General features: G+C 69.5%; 17 protein-coding genes and 1 pseudogene. 9 read left to right on the forward strand and 9 right to left on the reverse strand.

What is annotated here, in order from left to right:
• Positions 1-288: 288 nt before the first annotated feature.
• The 5 genes from IW245_RS03490 to IW245_RS41425 all read right to left on the reverse strand — a co-directional run bounded on the left by IW245_RS03490 (position 289) and on the right by IW245_RS41425 (position 2,810).
• Positions 289-477 (reverse strand): hypothetical protein, encoded by a 189-nt coding sequence (locus IW245_RS03490; RefSeq protein WP_197001754.1) that lies wholly within the window; start codon positions 475-477, stop codon positions 289-291.
• A gap of 87 nt (positions 478-564) precedes the next feature.
• Positions 565-1,854 carry a hypothetical protein gene (locus IW245_RS03495; RefSeq protein ID WP_197001755.1) on the reverse strand — a complete coding sequence of 430 codons (1,290 nt, stop codon included), beginning with the start codon at positions 1,852-1,854 and terminating at the stop codon, positions 565-567.
• A gap of 33 nt (positions 1,855-1,887) precedes the next feature.
• Positions 1,888-2,154 carry a hypothetical protein gene (locus IW245_RS03500; RefSeq protein ID WP_197001756.1) on the reverse strand — a complete coding sequence of 89 codons (267 nt, stop codon included), beginning with the start codon at positions 2,152-2,154 and terminating at the stop codon, positions 1,888-1,890.
• Between the two features lie 243 nt (positions 2,155-2,397).
• Entirely contained in the window at positions 2,398-2,679 is a 282-nt protein-coding gene (locus IW245_RS03505) for a hypothetical protein (protein WP_197001757.1), read from the reverse strand.
• The gene (locus tag IW245_RS41425; RefSeq protein WP_267920109.1) at positions 2,676-2,810 is read right to left on the reverse strand and encodes a hypothetical protein; all 135 of its coding nucleotides are present in this window, start codon (positions 2,808-2,810) and stop codon (positions 2,676-2,678) included. Before IW245_RS41425 ends, IW245_RS03505 begins: the two co-directional genes overlap by 4 nt.
• Before the next feature lie 602 nt (positions 2,811-3,412).
• Here IW245_RS41425 and IW245_RS42585 point away from each other — a divergent pair.
• Positions 3,413-3,523: pseudogene (locus IW245_RS42585) on the forward strand (hypothetical protein); the annotation flags it as partial.
• Positions 3,524-3,733: 210 nt separating this feature from the next.
• On the opposite strand, the gene IW245_RS40240 reads toward IW245_RS42585, so the two are convergent.
• Complete coding sequence (locus IW245_RS40240) at positions 3,734-3,994, reverse strand: hypothetical protein (RefSeq protein WP_231398640.1); 261 nt, start codon at positions 3,992-3,994, stop codon at positions 3,734-3,736.
• 619 nt (positions 3,995-4,613) lie between these two features.
• Between IW245_RS40240 and IW245_RS03515 the strand changes: the two genes are divergently transcribed.
• The gene (locus tag IW245_RS03515; protein ID WP_197001759.1) at positions 4,614-4,979 is read left to right on the forward strand and encodes a hypothetical protein; all 366 of its coding nucleotides are present in this window, start codon (positions 4,614-4,616) and stop codon (positions 4,977-4,979) included.
• A 323-nt stretch (positions 4,980-5,302) separates the two neighbouring features.
• Here IW245_RS03515 and IW245_RS03520 read toward each other — a convergent pair whose 3' ends face one another.
• Entirely contained in the window at positions 5,303-5,707 is a 405-nt protein-coding gene (locus tag IW245_RS03520; protein WP_197008298.1) for a protein-tyrosine phosphatase family protein, read from the reverse strand.
• 1,300 nt (positions 5,708-7,007) lie between these two features.
• Between IW245_RS03520 and IW245_RS03525 the strand changes: the two genes are divergently transcribed.
• Positions 7,008-7,796, forward strand: a complete 789-nt coding sequence (locus IW245_RS03525; RefSeq protein ID WP_197001760.1) for a hypothetical protein — start codon at positions 7,008-7,010, stop codon at positions 7,794-7,796.
• A 24-nt stretch (positions 7,797-7,820) separates the two neighbouring features.
• On the opposite strand, the gene IW245_RS03530 is transcribed toward IW245_RS03525, so the two are convergent.
• Complete coding sequence (locus tag IW245_RS03530; RefSeq protein WP_197001761.1) at positions 7,821-11,576, reverse strand: DUF3376 domain-containing protein; 3,756 nt, start codon at positions 11,574-11,576, stop codon at positions 7,821-7,823.
• 160 nt (positions 11,577-11,736) lie between these two features.
• Between IW245_RS03530 and IW245_RS03535 the strand changes: the two genes are divergently transcribed.
• Positions 11,737-13,275: an FAD-binding oxidoreductase gene (locus IW245_RS03535; RefSeq protein WP_197001762.1), complete on the forward strand. Its 1,539-nt coding sequence runs from the start codon at positions 11,737-11,739 to the stop codon at positions 13,273-13,275.
• A 61-nt stretch (positions 13,276-13,336) separates the two neighbouring features.
• A complete protein-coding gene (locus IW245_RS03540; RefSeq protein ID WP_197001763.1) occupies positions 13,337-13,711 on the forward strand; it encodes a hypothetical protein in 375 nt (124 codons plus the stop codon).
• A gap of 101 nt (positions 13,712-13,812) precedes the next feature.
• On the opposite strand, the gene IW245_RS03545 is transcribed toward IW245_RS03540, so the two are convergent.
• Positions 13,813-15,081: an ROK family transcriptional regulator gene (locus IW245_RS03545; protein WP_197001764.1), complete on the reverse strand. Its 1,269-nt coding sequence runs from the start codon at positions 15,079-15,081 to the stop codon at positions 13,813-13,815.
• 188 nt (positions 15,082-15,269) lie between these two features.
• Here IW245_RS03545 and IW245_RS03550 point away from each other — a divergent pair, with 188 nt between their 5' ends.
• From IW245_RS03550 to IW245_RS03565, 4 genes are read left to right on the forward strand one after another with little or no spacing between them, the layout of a single operon-like run.
• Complete coding sequence (locus IW245_RS03550) at positions 15,270-16,604, forward strand: ABC transporter substrate-binding protein (protein ID WP_197001765.1); 1,335 nt, start codon at positions 15,270-15,272, stop codon at positions 16,602-16,604.
• Positions 16,605-16,608: 4 nt separating this feature from the next.
• The gene (locus IW245_RS03555; RefSeq protein ID WP_197001766.1) at positions 16,609-17,592 is read left to right on the forward strand and encodes a carbohydrate ABC transporter permease; all 984 of its coding nucleotides are present in this window, start codon (positions 16,609-16,611) and stop codon (positions 17,590-17,592) included.
• A 12-nt stretch (positions 17,593-17,604) separates the two neighbouring features.
• Positions 17,605-18,528: a carbohydrate ABC transporter permease gene (locus tag IW245_RS03560; RefSeq protein WP_197001767.1), complete on the forward strand. Its 924-nt coding sequence runs from the start codon at positions 17,605-17,607 to the stop codon at positions 18,526-18,528.
• A complete protein-coding gene (locus IW245_RS03565; RefSeq protein WP_197001768.1) occupies positions 18,525-20,492 on the forward strand; it encodes a DUF5107 domain-containing protein in 1,968 nt (655 codons plus the stop codon). Before IW245_RS03560 ends, IW245_RS03565 begins: the two co-directional genes overlap by 4 nt.
• Positions 20,493-20,606: the final 114 nt, after the last annotated feature.

The following is a 20,606-nucleotide window of genomic DNA, read 5'->3' on the forward strand; positions in this document are numbered from 1 at the left end:
AGGTTGCGAGCTACGGTGGCGTGGGCAGAGGTGTCGGATCGGTGCTCCATGCGGATCTCCGCGTACATCTCTACCGCGCGTCGACGCACTTGCAGTGGATACGGTCTGCCCCGTGCCATGGAATCCTCCTTTCAGCCCGGTTTGCCATGTGGGTGCGGGGTTGTCCTTTGTGCGCCAGCCGGTCGGGGTGAGCGCCGGTGCGGCGAGGGCGGTTGTGGCTGCCGTCGTGATGATCCTGGAGTGCACGAGCCCTCCTGCGGGGTTGCAGCCGGGCGGGTTCGGGATTGTTCACGCGGCGAGGGTGACCGCCCAGAGGTACGCGCCCGTGTTGGCCGCGACGGTGATGTCGTGCACGAAGCGGTCGATCATGTCGCGGGTGACGCCGGGCATGGTGATGGCATGGCTCCAGCCCCCGCGCACGGCCAAGGACCACTTGCGCACCACCGGCTGGGGCGGCCGGCGCAGTGCCACGGTCATCGAGTGCCAGCGGCTACGGCCGCTGGTGTGAGGTCGGCCGAGATGGTGCCCCGCCGGCAAGCCGGCGGGGCACCATCTGTTGGGTGGTTACGGGCGGGGGTTGCCGTAGCCGAACGTCGAGCTGCGCTCGTCGGCCGGGTCGATCGTCCAACGTAGGTTGAAGTTCGCGGTGGCCGGCTCGAACGTGCCGATCTTGGCGCCTGTGCCGTCGCCGCCCCAGTTGCCGGCCAGTGGCGTCCAGCCGCCGCCGCCGGGACCGTACTTCACCGTGGTCTCCCGGTTGTCGTTCGGGGTGTTGGTCCAGCGCAGGTGGAACGTCGAGGTGGCCGGGTCGTACACGCCGATCTTGTCGACGGCGCCGCCGCCCCAGTTGCCGGCCAGCGGGATCCAGCCGGGGTTGCCCCACTGGACGGTGGTCTCCCGGGTGTCGTTCGGAGTGTTGGTCCAGCGCAGGTGGAAGGTACCGGTGCTCGGGTCATAGATACCGATCTTGGTTCCCTCCGCGTCACCGGCCCAGTTGCCGGCTATGGGGATCCAGCCGGGGTTGCCCCACTGGACGGTGGTCTCCCGGTTGTCGTTCGGGGTGTTGGTCCAGCGCAGGTGAAACGTCGAGGTGGCCGGGTCGTACAGCCCCACCTTGGTCTCCGAGCCGCCGCCCCACTTGCCGGCGATCGGGATCCAGTTCCCGACATTGCCCCATGTGAAGGAGACGTCGGAGACACCGGTGGAGTTACTGTTCCGCAGCTGGAACACGCCGTCGCGGTAGATGCCCGGCGTCGCCGATCCGTTGCCATCCCAGTCGCCCATGACCTCACGGATCTGAACATTCTTGACGGCCGTGTCGTCGATGATCTTGTTGTACCGGTACGCCTTGTAGTCGCCGTTGGGGTGGCTGTCGATTTCGGTGTCGTTGATGGAGGCTCGGGGCACGAAGTGCACCGGGGTCGCGCCGAAGGCGTAGTAGGAGTAGTGGACGTGGTCGGCCTCCCAGGCGTTGAACAGGATCACGTGGTCGTAGTAGCTGTCGAGGATGTCGCCGGCCTGTAGGTCGGTGCGGGCGATCTCGGTGGAGACGCCGGGCAGGCCCTGGGTGTTGGGGTCGGAGTTGAGGTGCCAGGCCATGTCGACGAATCCGGAGCAGTCGCGACGGTAGTTGCGGTCCCCGGTCGGGCCGGGTGAGCTCGCGCCCTGGTTGTAGTCGCCGGGCTGGTGGTCGACCCAGTACTGGGCGCGTTCGATCACCTCGGAGCGGCTGATCGAGCCGCCGAGGCTGGAGGTGAACGAGGCGTGGGCCGGAGTGACGGCGGCGAGCAGGCTACCGGTCAGGGCGGTGGCGGCGACGAGGCCCGCGAGGGCACGGCGAACGTACGTGTTCATGGGAGAGGTGTCCTTCTGTGTGGTGAGGGATGGTCAGGAGCAGCCGGGAAGCTGGGCTGCGATGTCGGCGGGTACTTCGGCGGTGCAGTAGTGGGCGGAGCCAAGGCTGATCGCTTGCCAGGTCCCGGCGGCGTGCCGGAACAGCACCCGGGACGGCTGGGTGGTGCCGTCGGAGACCGTTCTGGCTACGGAGTAGTCGCCGGCGCAGACCACGGCCTCCATCGCCGCCGGCTTGCCGGCCCGGGAGTAGAAGTCCCCGGCGCTGTTCTTCAATGCGGGGACCAGCACCTCTGCTGTCACTGGACACGCGGGAGTAGTGGTCGTGGGAGTGGGTCGGGCGTCCTGCGTCGTGGCCTGGATTGTGGGCGGTCTGACTGACTGGCTGGGCTGTACCGCGCCGGCCGTCGGGGTGCCGTGTGTGGCGGTGGGTGCAGTTGCCTGGTCGCTGTTCGGGGAGCCGCAGGCGGTCAACGCCAGCGCGGTACCGATGCTGGCCAGGGCTAGCATCGCGAGTCGTCTCATGGTGTCGGGGTGTCCTTCGGGTCAGTCGACCAGATGCCAGTCGGCGAGCCCAGGGGTGCCGCGGAGGGCTCGGGTACACAGGTCGCGTGCGGTCAGGAGTGCGGTGCCTTCGTCCTCGGCAAGGACGAAGACCGCCAGGTCGATGCCGTCGGGTCCGGCGCGAACCCGCAGGTGCTCGACGTGGTTCTCGGGTCTGGCGTGGCTCCACAGCAAGTCGGTGATCGCGACCGGGTCGGGGGTGGTCTCCTCCGTGGCGGGCCTGGTGAGGGTGAGGGTGATCAGGTGCATGGCGGTTCCCGTCATGGCTCAGCCCCGTAGCCGTCGGCGACAGTGGCCGGGCGGGTGAAGTGGTCCGGGCTCACCGCCGTGGTGACGCCGACGCCGAGGCCGGTGAGGGCAGCGGCGGTGAGGAACAATGCGACGATCCTGGACATGGACAGACTCCACCCGTTGACGTAATTGGCTAATTGATTGGCTTACCGGCGTTTCGCCCCGGTTCTCTCGCGGCGCTTCCGATGTGCATAAGCCTGCCGGAGGACCGATAGGACTGTCACTAGCTACGAGCTGTCCCCAACGTGCCTGGCACGAAGGTGCCAGGACACAACGGCCTTGCCCACGATCGCCGCCATGGGCACACTGATGCCCCGATCACCACCAACAGGGACCATGGGTGTGCGTGGGGAGGCTCGCCGGGCGGCTGGAGCTGGAGTTGTCGGATGAGGCTGACGCGCAGGGAGGACCGCCAGGCGGCAATGGCTGCGGAGAGGCCGGAACGGATCTAGGGCACTACTTATTGGACACCGGCGAGGTCCCCGACGGCGTAGACAGGAACCGGTCATCCGTCGATGTCACACGGCCCAGGAACCCGGCCCACGCCGACGTCACCGACGACCCACTCCAGCGCCGCCGGCACCCCACGACCTGCGGCCACCTTCGGATCCGGCAGGCTTGACGTTTGACGACGTTCGCCGTGCCGTCAGCGGAGAACTAGCTAAAGAACTGCTTGGTGATGGGGTCTTCGATCGTTGGAGATTTCATGCCCCCGTCGTTACAACTGCAGTCGGATCGTCAGGCGCAGCGGCGCCTGGCGGTCCTACGCCACGTCGAAGAGGTCACAGGCAGTGTCGCGCAGACCTGCCGGTACTACGGCATCAGCAGGAACTGCTTCTACAAGTGGCAACGCCGATACCAGGAGGTAGGCCTCGACGACGCCGGCGTGTTCAACGACAAGCTCCAGGAATGGGAGGACTACTACAACTACCACCGCCCGTACGGCGGCCTGGCCGGCCAAACCCCGTACGAGCGACTCAAACAGAAACCCAGACCCAGGTGTAACCAAGCTCCGGCAGACGCACAACTAGCTCACGTCAAGCTCGGCTGGGTGTCCGGCGGCGTCGAGGAGTGCGGCGGCTGCGTTGCACGCCGCCGGGTCCTCCCCGGAGCCTGCGGCCCGCCCTCGCCAGTGCGTGGCGGCAGCAGCCAGTAAGTCGAGGCGCCCTGCGGCACGCTCAGCCAGTTCCCCGGCGGCCTGGTGCGGGTCGACGCGGCGGTGCACGCGGTTGATCGCCATGCCGATCAGGCCGGCGGTGGCGACCCGGTCAGGGTCGCTGCGGCTCACGCGCGGACCGCCTGGACCTGGACCCAGCCGGGTTTGGCGGTGAGCTCTGCGGCCAGGGCGTCGGCCTTGGCCCGGGGTGAGGTGTTCGACGAGGGCGTCGCGGCCGGCGATGGTCACCTGCACCTCGAAGGTGCCGTTCGGGTGCAGCCGCACGATCACCTCGGCCCGTTCGTGGTCCTCAAGGAGGCCGTTTCACCAGTGCGCGACCGTCGTCATCTCCACCCCCAAAGCCTCGAACACCTGTACGTACATGTCAAGGCGGCGCGCCACCTCGAGAACGGGACGTTGCCTGTGACTGAGCGCTTCAGTTGGCCAGTTCCATGCTCGGTGGTGGTCCGGGATGTTGTTGCGTCGGCCTGTCGGGCGAGTTGCTGGGCGTGGTTCTCGACGAGCAGTCGGACCCAGTCGGCATCTCGACTGCGGCGGACACCGCCGCCAGGACCCCGGCGTGCTCGAGCGCGGGGAACACGCATCCACAGCGTCGGCTGGTCTGCACCCCGCCTCCCGGGCGGACCTGGACGGACCCGGACGGCGCAGAACTGTCTTCAGCCGGGCTCGGGTGATGCGATGTCTGCGGGTGGCGCTCGCCACGAATATGACGACAACGGGATGGGTACCGATGAATCTCAAGCTCAAAATAGCTGCCGTGGTGTGCGCGGCGGCGCTGATGTCCTCGATCGGTGTCGCAGCCGTGTCCAGCTCCCCGGCCATGGCCTCCGACCCGGGGGCGAACTGCAACATCTCCGCGTCAGGTTCGCCGGGATGGACCACCTTTACTCTGCACGTGGCGAGCGACACCTGCGCGTGGAGAGTCCGGCCGTACGCACTGTGCAATGACAACACGACGTGGAAGTTCGGCGACACGCTGACCGCCGCCGGCGCCAGCCAGACCAAAAGCTGCCCCATCTGGGGCCTCAACGACTGGGGCTACGACTTCTGGTCCGGCGAGTCTCCGTCGGTCTACCACCACGTCTCCATGAAGTAACCGTGGAACAAGCTGCCGTCACCTCAGCGCGGTGGCGGCGGCACCCGCACCAGGACTCGTCGATCTTGCAGTTCACGTAGCGCGCAAGAAGAAGATCAGCGAATGCGCCAGCACGCGACTAGACACCCACGGATCCGACCTCATCCGCCGCCGTCCGCCCAGGACCCATAGCGCCAGAACACCCTAAACACGCCCCGGATCATGAACCGGGACGTCGCCCCTTCCTGTCCTTGACAAACCGCACCTACGCATCTGTGCTGATGGCCGGGAAGCTTCGCCGGTTTGGTGAAGCGCCTCGTGTTTGTGGCTGATGAGTGGTGCCGCTACTGGAAGCGGGAGACGAAGCGGCGTTGCCAGGGTGTCTCGACGGCGCGTGGAGCGTAGTGCTCCCGGACGTAGGCGACCGCCTCTCGGTTGGGTATCCCGTCGAGCACGGCGAGGCAGGCCAGCGCGGTGCCGGTTCGTCCGTGTCCACCGGCGCAGGCGATCTCGATGCGTTCGGTCTCGGCGCGTGCCCATGCCTCGCGCAGCGCGTCGGCGGTTGTGGTGTGGTCGGACGGCAGCCAGAAGTCGGGCCAGCGGAGCCAGCGGTTTTCCCAGGCGGCGGGCGGTGGCCGGTGGCCCAGCAGGTAGAGCGCGAAGGTGGGCTGCGGGCCTTGGGGGAGCGGCCTGCTCAGGCCACGGCCGCGGACGAGCCGGCCCGAGGGCAGTCGCAGCACGCCCGCCATCGTGGGTTCCCATGTGGCGGTCACGGTGCGAGCGTAGCCAGGAGCTTGCGCGGAGCGGTCTCCCGGGGGCCTGGAAGTAACAATCACAAACACCACTACCAAGCAGTCGTTGACGCGGACCCCGGGAATCGGTTACATGCCCAACTATGAAGAGCCCGGTGGTGGGCGATTTATGGAATCAATGATGGGTGTTTTTGCAAGGGGCTGGCCTCTTGGCCGCGAAGAATGTATATATGTGGAAGAGCGACTTGCCGGACCAGAGGCAGACCATTACACTCCGCTTCTAACTATCCTCCAGCGGTGTTACAACACGTTGAGTTACGGCAAAGGACCGCTCGATGACTGAAGCAGCTCGGCAGTCCCGTCGTGATAAGTTGTGGATCTGGTCAGTTGCCGTCAGTTCCGTCTTCATAACGTTGACGTGCTGCTGGGTTGTCGTGCTGCATTCTTTGATACCCATAGGGGCTGATGCCGTCTGTGGAGCATGGGCATCAGGTGCCGGGACTCATCTTGTGTTGAATCGTGACGATTCCTTTGTCGCCAAGGACTTCCCAGACCTAGAAAGCGGCGCCAAATTATCTGGAGACGGGAGTTGGCGTATGTCTGACTTTGGGTATGGTACTTCCGTCAAGCTCGACTTTCCTGCCAGCACGGTCGATTATGGAATTGGCGCGGAGCGGGACAATTTCGGAAGGGTCGGTTTGTTCCTCACGGTGGGCGACCCAGATGCCCAAAAGCGAATCCAGTTCACCAGGATATCCGCCTGTCGATAATTGGATAGAAAGAGGTATGCCGCACCTTCGAAGGAATCATGATTCTCGAAGGGTGCGGCAAAATTGACGGCACGTTCGAACAGCTGCTTTAAGGCTTCGGCCGTTTGTTCCTCGTGAGGCGTCGTGAATTGCTACCGTCGCGATCAGTTCGGACCGTTGACAGCCCGCTCTGGCCGACTCCTGAGAATGGACCAGCCGGCGACGGGGCGGGTTTTAGTAGACGTCGCAACACGGACGGATCGTTCGACGCTCGCAGCGCGGTGTAGAGGTCGGCTGGCAGGGAACCTCGGCGCCGGCGCTGACCGCAGCTGTGCGCTGCCGGGTGTCGGCTTGACGTTTCGGCGAAGTGGAGCGTTGATCAGCGTCGTGGAATTCATGGACGCTGTCGCCCGCCGCGGGCGCGTAGGAGAAGTTTTCAAGGGTGCCCAGTGCCGGGGCCGGTCAACGGCACGGCGTGGGGGAGTGGTCCGGTGAGCGTGCCGCGATGGTTTCGTGACGGGTACCGCGACGCGGTGTGGGAGTCGGAGGTGTTGACCGCCGATCACAAGGCGGTGGCGGAGATCTACGCCCGTCACGCGCGAGACATTCGCGGTGACAAGTCCTCCGAAGCGGATCTGGCCTGGCTCACCTACGACCGGTTGCAGGCCGCGGCCGGTATCCGCAGGCGTAGCAAGGTGAAAGCGATCCTCGACGACCTGGAGGCCGGCGGATGGTTGGTGGTGGTGCAGCGGGTACATCGTCGCCCGACCGTGTACCGCCTGGCCATCCCTGATTCCCCGGAGACCCCGATAACGGGGACTACGGTAGTTCCGCCTGGTGGGACCACGGTAGTTCCACCATTGGTTCCGGGGCGGAACCACGGTAGTCACGTCCGGGCCGGGAACGGGGGTGTCGGTAGTGTCGACGTCGGAACTCCACCACTAGAAGAACTACCATCCATCTCTTCACCATCAGGCCCCGCCAGCCCGGCCGACATCCGCCGCGTCGTCGAGGCCACCGGGGCTGACGAGCGGCAAGCCGCCGCGATCATCGCCAAGATCCGCGCCGACAACCACATCACCCACTCGCTCGGCGCGTACCTGCGGGCCATCCCCGACAGCGATCTCCGCCGCCACCACGCCAGCCTGCACGGACACCGCCACGACGACGCGAAGAACGCCGCGGATTTCGAGGACCGACGCCGCACTGCCCCGGACTGCATCCACGGCTATCCCGCTGGCGCGCTCATCCGGCCGTCCACCGGTCGCGCACTCTGCCCGTTGTGCCATCGCGGGAGGCCGGCGTTGACGCCCAACCAGGGCAAGCCCGGGCGATAGCTGGTGGTCTGCCACCGGCGGCCGTCACTCCGCGTCCGGGCCGATCCTGCGCGCTGGCGCGAACACCGTGGTCAGGTAGGCGTGCGAGAGGGCGAAGGCCGCGAACCCGAGCATCAGCGCCGTGCCGACGTCGGCCCCCCAGTTGATCAGCGGCGCGACCTTCCACATCACGGCGTAGACGGCGAGGGCCGCCGGAAGCGCGAAGAGCAGCCAGGACCACCGTATCCAGTCGAGGGTGGAACTGAGCACGAGGACCGAAACGAGCACCGCCCCGGCGAGGAACGCGGTCCCGGCACCGACTCGGCCGTGGACGTGCGGCACGGCGGCGGCGGCCGCCAGGACCAGCAGCACCGCGCACCAGATCACCAGCGGCCCGCGCGGCGCGCCCCGGTTCCCGGTGCGCTTGCGCAGGTGGCTGTCCGCGAGCCGTGCGCCCGTCACCACGATCCCGCCGAGCAGGGCCACCCATGCCAGGATCGACGCCCACCCGCCCGTGTCCACCCAGTTCGACAGGTGGCTGGTGTGCATCGGGTCGTGCGTCACCTCGACGGTCGCCCACACGAGCGCGGTGGGGGACTCCACCGCGGTGACGAGAACGGTGATGGCGGCGACGGCGATGACGAGCGCGGCGGAGACGAGCCACACCGACATCCGCCTGTACGCCGACACCCTGGTCGCGCGATCGGCGGCTTCGCCCGCGAGGCGGCGCGCGTCCGGGTCGATCGCCATCCAGGCGGGGCGCCGGCAACCGGGCGTGGTGTCGGGTGTCGCGGACGGGGGCGGGAGCTGCGCCCGCACGTCCGCCAGGTTTCCCCGGCCCTTGCTCGCCCGGACGAACAGGGCGGCCGGCCCGAGCACGAGCACCGCCACGATCACGGCGTACCGCAGGAAGAGGTCGACGCTGCGGAGGTGGGAGTCGTTGCGTTGGGCGACGGCGAGCGTGCCGAGGCCGAGCGCCGACACCAGGGCGCCGCGGGCCGGCAGTCCCCACAGCAGGGCCAGTGTGGGCAGTGGCCGGATCACGGACATGGCGATCTGGGCCACGAGGCCGAGGAAGCCGGCCTTGCGGCTCGGCCACGCGGCCCGGAGCGCGACCAGCCCCAGGCCGGTGACGAGGCGGCCGCGGTAGCACGGGCCGAGAACCACGGGGGTCTCCGCTCCGGTGGTCAGGGTCGAGAGTTCCTGCGGCTTGCCGGGTGCCCCGGCGGGGTCGTCGCGGCCGGTGGCCCACGGGAGCACTGGGTCGATGGCCTTGAGTTGCAGGTGGCGTTTCACCCTGTCGGCGAGGTTGCGGATCTTGGCGCTGGGCCACGATCCGTCCGCCATGAATCCCGCACCCACCTCTGTGGCCAACGCGTCGGCCTTCTGCGCGGCCGAGGCGAGAAGTGTCCCGTCCGACCTCGTGGGCCGGGTCAGGCAGTCGGTGACGAGCATCTCGACCACGTTGGCCGCGGTGTCCGCCCGGCCCCACATCCAGTCGTTGGACCGCCACCGTGCGCTGAGGAAGCCGGCGAAGTTGAAGAGCTGGTTGCCGGCGAGCTTGCTGTCGGAGTCCAGCCAGGATCTGGTGAGGTCGGGCATCCGGCCGTCGAGCATGCCGGCGGCCCAGCCGTGGCCGACGGTGCTGCGCAGGTCGACGAGCGTGTCGGTCAGCGGTGAGCACGCGTCCGCGCCGAAGATCGAGAACTGCACGAATTGGGTACTCTGCGGGAGCCCGCCCGCCGGGGCGTACAGCGGGCCGAGGTCCTGGGGACGGGGCGCCAGCCCGGGAAACTGGCGGAGCAGCTGGAAGGGCGACTCCGCCCAGCCGCGGGCCGCCACGTAGGTGGGGTCGCCGCGGTCGGGTGGCGCGGGCAGGTTCGGCGACAGTTCGGTGACCGTGGCGCGGTGGGCGCCCAGGTGGTCCCACAGGAGCGTCAGGGCGGTGCCACCCCGGGTCGGGTCGGTGAGATGCGCGGCGTAGGCGTCGTGGAACGCCGCGTCGTCGACCTCCCCGTCGAGTGCCGCGACCAGTTCCTGGGACAGACCGAACTGGCTCTCGCGGACGTGGCCCCGGTCGATCGCCCGCCCGAACCACTGCTTGGTGATCCGCGGCGAGGGCGTCGTGGCGAACTCGTGGTCGGCGAGGTCGCGGAGTGTCCGGGCGACGAAGCGCACCCGGTAGAGTTTCCGCTTCACCTCGGTCAACCGCGCCAGGTGTTCCTCGTCGGGTTCCCACCCGGGCGCGGACACGTGGTCGGAGACGAACAGTTCGATCGCGCGGACCCAGGACACCAGGAAGTCGGCGACCTCGTAGAGGGCCGTCAGGTCCCCGTGGGTGGCGAACGCCCGGACCGGGTCGCTGCACGCCTGCAGGTACGGCGTGCGAAACGCGATCGCCTGCTCCCCGTACTTGTCGGTGCTCCATCCGGTGGGCACCCACGCGAACCACGCCTGGTCGCTGACGACCTGCAGGGGACGGCGCAGCAGCAGGGTGAGCCGGGGGAGGTCCCTGCCGGCCCGACTTCTCGCGTAGGCGACGTACCCGCTGTCGCACCGCGTCATCGCCGCCGCCGGGACGCCGCACGTGGCTGTCAGGTCGCGGAGCTGGTGGGTGAACGCGTCGCAGTCGGCCTTGCGCCGCGACGCCTGCTCATTGTGTTCGCGCAGCACGTCGAGGTCGTCGCGGACGCTTTTTCCGGCGGCGCGCATGCCGATCAGCCGGATCAGGAGACGGGGCACGGTGTACGCGCTGATCTCGGACTCCCCGACCGTACCCGTCGCCGGCTTTCCCGGGTCGGGATCGAAGTAGAGGAGCCTGCGCTGGGTGGGACGGTCGGCGGGGGAGTCGGCGATGGCGCGCAGCGCCCGGGCGATGGCGATGTTGTCGAACACGCCACCGTCCATGATCGCGAAGGGGTCGCCCTCGTACTCCCGGGCGAGGGACAGGCTGTCGGTGAGGTACGGCATGGCGACCCTGCCAGCCTGGCGCTCCCGCTTCGACGGCCGCCACCGCGCGATCCGGCGCGCGAACGGCGTCGCGGACGGCACGTTGGCGGGTTCGAAGGCTGCCGGGAACGACGAGGTGGAGCGGGCGGCGAGTGCGAGCCGCTCCACCAGGAAGGTGTTCCAGTCCACCCGGTCGGCCTGCAGGTCGGTCAGGTGCAGCGGAAGATCGGTCAGGGCCGACCCGCTGACGGTGGGCCGCCGTGCGAAGGAGAACCACGCGCGGCCCTCGTCCGTGCCCGGCTCGCGGGCCTCGGGCCGGCCGTTGCCGCCGTTGCGCGGCAGCAGGGTCGCGCTCAGCGAGATCACCAGGTGCGCTCCGCCGGGCGCGTCCGGGTCGGACTTCGGGTCGGTCACGAATGCGGACAGCCGGTCGCGGATGCGGGGGTAGAAGTACTCGTCACCACGGAGGAGGGACAGTGCCCGCCGGCCCGGCCGCTTCTCGACCGGGCGCATCAGTTTGGGCAGGTGGGCGACCTCGCGCCACAGGCCGTGCAGGCCGTCGAGGGTCTGGCCGCAGGACTGGGCCGTGCCGTACACGACGGCGTTGAGCCCGCCGGCGCTGGCTCCGGCGAGGACGTCGATCTCCACGTCGCGGTACCCGGCGAGGTCGAGCAGGTGCCGGTACACCGACAGGGGGGTCCCGGCCTCGAACGCCTCCCCTGGGCGGGCGCGGCGCAACAGGTCGACCTCCGCCATCGCCCCGCTGATCCACACGGCCAGACTCACGCCGCCGCGCATCGCCAACGCGAGGCGCAGGGTGGGTCGCATGTCGGGTCGGGAGCGCTCCTCCACTGTCACAGCCTAGGACAAATTGGGAAATGTATAAGAATAATTTACCACTGTGGATGCCTCCGGGCGCGGACGCCCCTGACCGGTTCCCGACACCGCTCCTCATCGGACGTCCCCCGCCTCGTAGGGTCACGCGAGATCCGACAACCTGTGGGGAGTGGCGGTGGGCATCAGCCGGCGGGACCTCGTGCGGTCCGTGGCCCTGGGCACCGGCGGCCTGCTCGCGGGCTGCACCTCCACCAGCCAGGCCCGGCCGCCGTCCGCCACGACCCGGGTCACCCAGCCGCCCCCCGACTGGTCGGCGCTCGGCCGCAGCCTGGCCGGCGACCTGGTCCGACCCGGCGACAACGGGTATGAGACCGGACGGCTCCTGTTCGACCCGCGCTTCGACGCCTCCCGCCCGGCCGGCATCGCCTACTGCGCCGGGCCCGCCGACGTCGCCGAGTGCCTGAGGTTCGCCCGGCTGTCCGGCGTGCCCGTCACGCCCCGCTCCGGCGGACACAGCTTCGCCGGCTACTCCACCGGCCCCGGGCTGGTCATCGACGTGACCCGGATGAACACCGTCTCCGACGTCGGATCCGGCCGGGCCCGGGTGGGGGCCGGCACCCGGCTGGTCGACCTGTACACGGCGCTCGACGGCCACGGCGTCACCGTCCCCGGCGGCTCCTGCCCCACGGTGGGCGTGGCCGGCCTGGCCCTCGGCGGCGGCATCGGCGTCGTCAGCCGGGCGTACGGCACCCTCAGCGACAACGTGGCCGCCCTGCGGATCGTCACCCCCGACGGCATCGTCCGCGACTGCGACGCGGAGCGCGAACCCGACCTGTTCTGGGCCTGCCGGGGCGGGGGCGGCGGCAACTTCGGCGTCGTCACCGAGTTCACGTTCACCACCCACCAGGCCCCCGAGCCTGTGCTGTTCTTCCTGAACTGGCCGTGGCGGGCCGCCGCGCGGGTCATCTCCGCCTGGCAGGACTGGGCACCGGCCGCACCCGATCAGCTGTGGTCGAACCTGCACGCCCTCAGCGGCCCGGAAGGTCCCACGCTCCAGGTCGGCGGAACCTGGCTCGGCACCGAGTCCGGAGCCGCCGAACAGATCTCCCGCCTCGTGCACCAGGTCGGCTCCAGCCCGTCAGGTTCGCCGTTTCGCACCCCGTACCTGCGGGCCATGATGATCGAGGCCGGCTGCGGGGACCTGTCGGCGGCCCAGTGCCACCTGCCGGCGCAGGACCCGGCCGGCCGACTGGCCCGGGAGTCGGAGTTCGCCCGCTCCCACATCGTCAACCGCCGGCTGTCCGCCGACGCGGTCGCGGCGATCATCGCCGCCGTCGAGGGACGGCAGGGGATCGGCGGCGGGGGCGAGGGCGGCATCGCGCTCGACGCGCTGGGCGGGGCGGTGAACCGGGTCGCGCCGGGGGCCACGGCGTTCGTGCACCGCGACGGGTTGTTCCTGGCGCAGTTCACCACCACGTGGACCGCGGCGGCCACCCCGGACGTGGTCGCGCGCCAGCAGGACTGGCTGCGCGCCTTCCACACCTCGATGGCCCCGCACGCCAGTGGCCGCGCCTACCAGAACTACCTCGACCCGGAGTTGACCGACTGGCGGCGGGCGTACTACGCCGACAACTACCCCCGCCTCCTCGACGTCCAGCGCCGCTACGACCCCGAGCGGCTGTTCTGCCTCCCGCAGGGCATCGGCGCACCGTAGCGGGGCCGGTGCCTACCTGGACGGGGCGTCGGTGCGGCCCCTCGCGGCGCAAGCTGTGAGGATGACCTACGTCAGATTTCAGAATCCGCTCCCCGATGAGCTGGGCAGGTACGTCGGCGTCTTCGGCCTGGTCAACACCCTGGCGAAGAGGCGTGTCCTGACCGAGGAGCAGGAGCGCTTTCGGCGGCTCAACAACGACTTGTACGACAGCGCCTACGACAACCCGGCCGCCGTCGACGCCACCGTCTACGACCACGACATCAACCCCGGTGCCGCCGCCTGGTTCAAACCGGCGGCACAACACCTGATCGACCGTGTCGACGGCTATCTGGAGATCCTCGCCGCGCATGGTGTCGAATGTGTGCGCGTCGACTCTCATGACCCGGGCCGTGTCATCTACGAGGACGACCACCAGATAGTCGTCGTGCCGCGTTGACACTCCGGTATCCCTGCCTGTTCGACGTCCAGCGCCGCTACGACCCCGAGCGGCTCTTCGGCCTCCCGCAGGGCATCGGCGCACCGTAGCGGGGCCGGTACCTACCTGGAGCCGCGGAGAGGAGCCGTGAAGGAGCCCGGGTCGTCGAAGACCGCGTCCAGGGCCGCGTGCGCCCCGCCCCGCGCGGCACTGGTGAACCCGAGAGTGGACGTCAGCACCTCGCACCCGCCGGCCCGGGGCGCCATGACCCGCTCGTTGACGATGCGGCGGGTCGTGGTCAGCAAGTAGTCGCTGAGGAGCGCGAAGTAGCCGCCGACGATGACGGCGCGCGGGTTGAGGACGTCGATGAGCAGCCCGATGCCCAGGCCCAGGCCGTGGGCGATGCGGTCGAGCGCGGCGAGGGTCCGTTCGTCGCCGGCGTCGGCCCGGGCGCGGATGTCGGCGATGCGGTCCTCGAGGTCGCGGGTGGGGTCGCAGACCGGGTCGTCGGGGTCGGCGGCGTGCCGCATCAGCGCGTTGAGGCCGATCATGGTCTCCCAGCAGCCGGACCGGCCGCACGCGCACGGGTACCCGGCGAGGTCCAGTGGCATGTGGCCGACCTCGCCGGCGATGCCGGCCGCGCCGAGGAGCGGTTTGCCGTCGGCGATGATGCCGGCGCCCACGCCGACGTCGCCGGTCAGGTAGATGAGGTCGTGGATGCCGTGGGGTGCGGCCAGCATGTACTCGGCGATCGCGCCGAGTTTGGTGTCGTTGGCCAGGGTGATGGGCGGGGTCGGCTGCGGCAGGCGGCGGAGGAGTCCGGCGATGACGGGCAGGTGCGTCCAGCCCATGTTGGCGGCGAAGAGGACGGTGCCCGACGCCCGGTCGACCTCGCCGGGGGTGGCGACGGTGACGCCCGTGACGTCGAGGCCGTCGGCGCGCAGGCCGGTCAGGGCGTCGTGGATCAGGCCGGCGACGGCGTCGAGGACCGCGCCGCTGTCCTGGCCGGGCGTGATCGTGATGCGCCGGTCCAGGAGCAGGTCGCCGCGCAGGTTCAGCGCGATGGTCCGGGCGTAGTCGACGCTGATCTCCACGCCGAGGCCGCAGATGGTGGCCCCGTCCAGGTGAACGGCCTGGCGCGGGCGTCCGATCGCGCCGTCGCGTTCGAGGTCACCTTCGCGGACGAGCCGGCGTTCGACGAGTTCGTTGACCAGGTTGGACACGGTCGCCTTGGGCAGACCGAGCTCCAGGGACAGCTGGGTGCGCGAGCGGGCGCCGTGCCCGCGCAGGTGTCGCAGGATCAGGCCCATGTTGGTGCGTCGCAGGGACGCCCGGTTGGCGATATCTCCCGATCTCGGAAGCGCGATGACCGATATGCCGTTTTCTGTCATGTCTAGCGCTCCTGTGCGGCCTCGTGTCCGGTCTGGCTTGAATGTTACTACGGGAGTCGAACTAAATTACAGCAGGTCCTTGACTTTGATCTTTGTTAGTTAGGACACTACTCGAACTAAAGGCGGGTCGGTAGGGGCTCAACTCCGCCCGCCGGACCAGGGTTCACGAACAGGGTGGTGCGTACGCAATGAAACGTCTGAATCTGTCCGGCTACGGCGGCCGAGGGGTCGCGGTGCTCGCCGCCGCGACGCTGATCGGTGGGCTGGCCGGCGGCTGCGGCCCGGCCAAGCCGACCTCCGCCGACAGCAAGGAGCTGACCTACTGGTCGATGTGGAAGCAGGGCGAGGACCAGCAGAAGGTCCTCCAGGCGGCCATCGACGGGTTCGAGAAGTCCTCCGGGGTCAAGGTCAAGGTGCAGTGGTCCGGCCGGGACGTGCTCAAGCAGGTCGCGGCCCGGCTCAACGCCGGCGACGTGCCGGACCTGACCGACCAGGACGGCGCCGCCATCGCCGGCAACCTCGGCGCGGTCGACGGCGTGCGGGGCCTGGCCGACGTGTACGCCACCACGATCCCGGGGGAGAGCAAGAAGATCTCCGACGTGATCGCGCCCGGGCTGGTCGCGTCGTACAAGACCAAAGCCGGGGAGCCGTTCGTGGTGCCGTACGAGGTCTTCGGCTCGACCATGTGGTACGACGCGGCCAAGCACCCTGAACTCGCCGCCAACCCGCCGAGGACCTGGGCGGAGTTCATCACCGTCCTCGACGCCATGAAGGCCAAGGGCCGCACGCCGCTCGCGCTCGACGGCGACGTGAAGTCCTACGACGCGTATTGGACCACCTGGTCGATCATCCGGCACGGCGGACCGGGCCTGCTCGCCAAGGCGGCCACCGACAAGTCGGGGGACACGTTCGACAATCCGGCGTTCCTCGCCGCGGCCAAGGACATGGAGCAGCTGATCAAGGGCGGGTACCTCGCCAAGGACTTCAACGGCACCAAATGGCCCACGCAACAGAACGCCTGGGCCGCCGGGAAGAGCCCGACGGACTTCCTTCTGATGGGTACGTGGGCGCCGAGCGAGACCGGTCCCCAGGCCGCGCCCGGGTTCACGTACCGGTCGATGCCGTTCCCGACCGTCGACGGTGGCAAGGGCAACTCCGCCGCCGAGGGTGGCGTGATCGGCTTCGCGGTGCCGGCCAAGGCCAAACACTCCGACGCCGCGAAGAAGTTCATCGCCTACTTCATGAACGGCGAACGCCTGGGCAAGATCTCCTCCGACGCGCAGAACCTCACCCCGCGCGCGGACGTCAAGGCGCCGGCCACCCTGGCCGACTACGCCAAGGAACTGGGCAACGCCGGCGCGGACGTGTACCTGCCCTCCGACAACGCCCCGGCCGTCGCGCCGCAGTGGGTCAGCAACGTGTGGGAGCCGGCCAACGCCGACTTCTTCAACGGCAAGCTCGACGCCGCCGGCTTCGTCAAGCGGCTCAAGGACGAGAGCGTCAAACTCGGCAAGCAGGGCTGAGCAGATGTCCCAGGTAGGCACCGTGCCGCGTGAGGTCCCTCGCGCGGCACGGCCCCGGACCCGAGGCCAGGCCCGACCCCGGAGCCGCGGCCAGAGCCCGGTCGCCCGGGCCCGCCGGCGGATGTACTGGCCGTTCATCACCCCGGCCCTGGTCGTCTACGTCGCGTTCTTCATCGGCCCCGCCCTGGCCAGCGTGTGGATCAGCCTGCACCGGTGGCGCGGGGCCGGCGACGACATGACGTTCACGGGCCTGGACAACTACCGCCGGCTGCTCGACGACGACGCGTTCGTGGCGGCGTTCGCCAACTCGCTGAAGATCCTGGTGATCTGCGGCGTCGGGATCTTCGCCCTCGCGTTCGCGCTCACCATCGTGTTGCGGGAACTGCGGTGGCGGCGGGCACTGCGGTCGCTGCTGTTCTTCCCGTACATCGTCTCCCCGATCGCCATCGGCGTCGCGCTCGGCCTGCTGCTGGAACCCGACGGTCTGGCCAACTCCGCGCTGCGCCTGGTCGGGCTCGGCGGGCTGGCCGAGCCGTGGCTGGCGCCGGACCGACTGTTCGCCACCATCCTGGTGGGCATCGTATGGGTGACGACCGGCTTCTACGTGATCCTGCTGATGACCGGCCAGGAACGCATCCCGGCGTACTACTACGAGGCAGCCGAACTCGCCGGCGCGACCCCGATCCAGCAGTTCCGGCACGTGACCCTGCCCATGAGCTGGGACGTCGTGTCCGTGGCCGCCGTGCTGTGGGTGATCAACTCGTTGAAGATCTTCGAGTTCGTCTACGCGTTCGTCGGCACCGGCGACTCCCCGCCCGTGCAGGCCCGCACCATCCCGATCTACCAGTTCATCATGACCACCGGCGGTCGCAGCCCGGCCTACGAACTCGGGTACGGCTGTGCCATGGGAGTGGTCATGGTCGTGCTGGTCTCAGTCCTCGTCGTGCTGTTGCGCCGCGTCATGCGCCGCGACGCGATCCAGTTCTAGAAGGAGAGCGCAATGTTACTCGCCCAGCCGCCGCCCACCCGAACCGTCCTGGCCCCGCGCACCCGCGCCAGCCAGAAGCGGCGGGGGCGGGCGGGGCCGGCGAAGGTCGCGGGCCGGGCGCTCGTCGCGGTGTGGGTGGCGTTCAACGTCACCCTGCTGGGCTGGCTGGTGTTGACCTCGTTCAAGAGCAGCCGGGAGATCTTCCAGGAGCCGCTGTCGCTGCCCACCGCCCCGCGCACGGACAACTACGTGTCCGCGTGGAGCGTGTCGGAACTCGGCGTCGGGTTCCTCAACTCCGCCGTCATCGTGGGGCTGTCCGCCGCGCTGGTGGTGGCGCTGGCCGCGCCGTGCGCGTACATGCTCACCCGGGGGCAGACCCGCTCTGCGGGGCCGGTCACCACGTTCTTCGCCGTCGGCATGGGCGTACCCCTGCAGGCCGTGATCATTCCGATCTTCGTGCTCACGCAGTCCGTCTCCAGCTTCGCCTACGCGACGTTCGGCTGGTGGGACGACCGGGTCAGCCTCCTGGTCGTCTACGTCGCGATGTCGTTGCCGTTCACGGTCTTCCTGCTCACCGGGTTCTTCCGGTCCCTGCCGGCCGACCTGGAGGAGGCCGCGGCCATGGACGGCGCCAGCGGGCCGCGCACCTTCCTGCGCGTCATGCTGCCCCTGGCCCAGCCCGGCCTGGTCACCGCGTTCATCCTCAACGTCGTCAGCCTGTGGAACGAGACCCTCGTGGCACTGATCCTGATCACGGACAACGAGCAGTACACGCTGCCGCAGGCACTGCTCGGGCTGTACCAGACCATGCAGTACACGTCGAACTGGGGCGGGTTGTTCGCCGGGGTCGTCATCGTCGTGCTCCCGATCCTCGGGGTGTACGTCTGGCTCGGTCGCCGCATCGTCGAAGGCCTCACCGTGGGGGCCGGCAAATGACCCACGTGCGCCTCGACACCGTCCGGCTGCCCGTCGCCCCGCTCGGCGACGCCAACCCGCTGCCGCCGTTGGGTTCCCCCCGACCGGTCACCTCCCTACTGGACGCCTCGGCGGCCGACCCGGAACTGGCCGCCAACCTCGCCTACGGACACCCCGCCACCCTGCTGCCGTACACCACCCAGGACGGGTACACCCGCGACCTCGCCGACACCGACGTGCCGGTGGCCGTCGTCGACAACGGCATCGTCCGCGCCGAGTTCCTCCTCGGCTACGGCGGCCGGATGCGCTCACTCGTGCACCTGCCCACCGGCCAGGAACTCCTGCACCGCAACCCCGTCCTGCAACCGGCGAACCTGGCCCTGCGCAACGCCTGGTTCGCCGGCGGCGTCGAGTGGAACCTCGGCACCACCGGCCACAGCCCACTGACCTGCGCACCCCTGCACGCCGCCCGGGTCACCCGCCCCGACGGCGTGCAGGTCCTGCGGATGTGGGAGTTCGAACGGCTCCGCGAACTGGTCTACCAGATCGACGCGTACGCGCCCCCGCTGTCGGAGGTGCTGTACGTGCACGTGCGAATCATCAACCCCAACCCGCACGAGGTACCGGTCTACTGGTGGTCCAACATCGCCGTACCCGAGACCCCCGGCACCCGGGTCGTCGCGCCGGCCGACTCCGCCTACCACCTGTCCTACGACGGCAGGCTGCGCCGCGTGCCCGTCCCCGTCCGCAACGGCTCCGACGCCAGCTACCCGGCGGCGGCCCCCAACCCGGCCGACTACTTCTACGACATCGTCCCGCGCCGCCGACGGTGGATCGCCGCCGTCGACGCCGACGGCACCGGACTGTTCCACACCTCCACCGACTGGCTGCGCGGCCGCAAACTGTTCGTCTGGGGCCACAGCCCCGGCGGCCGGCGCTGGCAGGAATGGCTGTCCCCGCCGGGGCACCCGTACCTGGAGATCCAGGCCGGCCTCGCCCGCACCCAGCTCGAACACCTGCCGATGCCCGCCGGCGAACGCTGGTCCTGGCTGGAGGCCTACGGCCGGCTCGACGTCGACAAGGTCCCCGCCCACGACCCGAGCTGGATCACCACCCGCGGCGCCGTGGAACGCGCCCTGCAACGCCAGCTCCCGCGCGACGCCGTCGACCGCGAGTACGCCAACGCCTCCGCCTGGGTCGACCTCCCGCCGACCCAACGGCTGCACACGGGCTCCGGCTGGGGCGCCCTGGAACGCCACTGCCGCGCCGACACCTCCCTGCACCTGCCCGGCACCCCGTTCGACGACGACACCCTCGGCCCCGAACAGCAGCCGTGGCGCGCCCTCGTCGACACCGGCGCGCTTCCCGCACCGCCGCCTGGCACGGCCCCGACGTCGTATCAGGTCGCGCCCGGGTGGCGGGCGCTGCTGGAACGGGCACCGGAGAACTGGTTCAGCCTGCTGCACGTCGGGGTCGCGCGCTGGCACGCCGGGAACACCGACGGGGCCCGGGCCGCGTGGCGCGCGTCCGTGCACGCGGCGCGCAACCCGTGGGCGCTGCGCAACCTCGCCGTCGCGAACTTGCGCGCGGGACAGTTCGCGACGGCGGCGGATCAATTCACATCGGCCCTCCGGTTGCGGCCGGGCCTGCGCCCACTGGTCGTGGAGGCACTCGGGGCCATGCTCGCCGCTGACAGACCCGAGCAGGCCCTCGCGGTCGTGGACGGCCTCGGCCCGGCGCTGCGGGCGCACGGGCGGATACGGCACCTGGAGTGCGCCGCCGCGATCGCCGCGGACCGCATGGACCGGGCGGGTCGATTGCTGGGAACGGGCATCGTCATCGACGACCTGAAAGAGGGCGACGACGCCCTCGAACAGCTCTGGTTCGCCTACCACGAGCGCCTCGCGACCACGGTGGCCGTCGACCGGGTCCGCGCCGACAACCCGCTGCCGACCATCTACGACTTCCGGATGAGCCCGCCATGAGCGCCCGCCGTCTGGTCGTCCGTGGCGGGCTCGGGGACAGGGCGCCGCCGAGACGCTCGCCCCTGCGCTTCAGCCAGCAATTTCCACATCCCCCCGACGTGCCCGCCCGAGCCC

The organism is Longispora fulva (assembly GCF_015751905.1).
GTDB lineage: Bacteria > Actinomycetota > Actinomycetes > Mycobacteriales > Micromonosporaceae > Longispora > Longispora fulva.